The organism is Paenibacillus sp. 01L418 (assembly GCF_056400045.1).
On the sequence record NZ_JBFTSN010000694.1, the window covers coordinates 1 to 1,895 of the forward strand.

A 1,895-nucleotide genomic window follows, 5' to 3' on the forward strand; every position below is an offset into this window, starting at 1 on the left:
GAAATGTACCGATACCATCTCTTTGCCTGTAGATCTTGATTCCTGCGTCTCAATACCCGGCTTCATATGGGAAATGAACGAGAAAGCCTTGCCGGATTTAACTAGGTTGTATTGCGTCTCAGTGCTTGTAGCTGCATCCTTGGCAATATAACCTGCTTGATTCCATCTTCTCACTGTATTCAGCATTTCGGCATATTCCGGCGTCTCATACATATTCACGACCTTCAGGTCGTTGTCATAGCCTGGAAGCACGCCAAAGCCTTCGCCCAAGTTATCAAAGTAGCTGAGAACATAAATATCGAGAATAGATGTTCCATACTTAACTGTCGGAATCATATCCGGTTCATTATCTTTAATTGTTTTGAATACAGCGTCCAAATCATCCAAAGATTTAATCGCGGCAGTATCAATGTTATATTTTTCAACCAAATCTTTGCGCATCGTGATGCCATAATCTGCTGCCAAATCTCTGATACTTGGTACTGCATATATTTTTCCATCGATTCTCGTCGCATTCAAGAACGCAGTATCAAGGGAGTCTAGCGCTTCCGTAACCCCTTGTCCATTCTCAGCCAAGTATCCATCAAGCTCAAGAAGCTGCCCTTTAGCTACATCTTGGCTGTAGGTTCCAAGTCCGCTTACGATCAAATCCACCTGTTCATTACCCGACATCATTAGTGTCTTCTGCTGAGCCCATGCGCCAAAGCCGATAGGTACCAGCTTTACTGTCGCATTGATTTTTGCTTTCGTCATTTTGTTGATTTCATCCTGAACCAGCTTTAAATCCTTAGGCTCGCCCCCGACTGGAAATACCATAACTAGCTCAACAGGCTTAAGCTCCCCGCTGCCGTTGCCGCTTTTTCCTTCTGCTGTTTTCCCGTCGTTGCCTGCATTAGTGCCCTTGTTGTCTCCATTGCCGCATGCACTGATCACCATTGCGAAAGCTAGTACGATTAAGAGAAGCGTTTTTGCCACAAACTTGTTTTTTCTCATTGCTGTGACCTCCCTATTTTTATTTGTGATCCGATTCTATCTATAAATGCATGATCCATGCCGTTATAGCGTCTATGAAAGCTTTATCCTTTAACAGCACCAATCGTCAGACCTTTAACAAAATACTTTTGGAAAAACGGATAGGCGATCAACAGTGGAATGACCCCAATTGCGGCCATTGCCATCCGCATTGGCGCAAGCGGAATATTCGCTCCAATATCTGCATTACGGCTGCCTGCCTGCGTAGAAGATTGTAAAAACTGTACGTCCAGCAATATTCGATTGAGAAGGTTTTGAAGGCTATAATAATGACTATCTGTAAGATAGATTAAGCCATTAAACCAGTCATTCCAATATAAAATGGTGTAAAATAATCCTACTGTAGCAAGCACCGGCGTCGAGAGCGGCAATACGATCCGGTAAAATATTTTCCATTCCCTTGCCCCATCGATATAGGCGGATTCAATAATCGCTGTCGGAATTGAGCTTGCAAAAAAGGTTCTCATCAATATGATAAAAAATCCGTTCATCAAAAGGCCCGGTATGATTAAGGCCAGCATCGTATTTTTTAAATCGAAATAGTTGGTGTAAAGCAAGTACGTCGGTACAAGACCTCCGTTAAACAACATCGTAAAAAATACATAAAATGCGAGCGTATTGCGAAACGGCATTTCTAAACGCGAAAGCGGATAAGCGACCATCGCAGTAAGCGTAAGTCCAAGCGTCGTACCAATTATAGTCGTTAAAACCGTAATGCTGTATGCCCTTATAATGTCAGAAGAGCTGTTCCACAAATAGTGGTATGCAGAGAAGCTTATTTTATCAGGGAAAAATGCATAACCGCTGCGAACAAGCTCCATATCATCGGTAAGGGAGGCGGAGAACAGCAGCCAGAACGGCAT

General features: G+C 43.2%; 2 protein-coding genes. Both read right to left on the bottom strand.

The window, feature by feature from the left end; translation table 11 throughout:
* A partial coding sequence (locus AC1DSE_RS34745; protein ID WP_477529063.1) for an extracellular solute-binding protein occupies nt 1–993 on the bottom strand: 993 nt, incomplete at its 3' end.
* An 83-nt stretch (nt 994–1,076) separates the two neighbouring features.
* The coding region (locus tag AC1DSE_RS34750) for a carbohydrate ABC transporter permease (RefSeq protein WP_477529064.1) at nt 1,077–1,895 on the bottom strand (819 nt) is incomplete at its 5' end.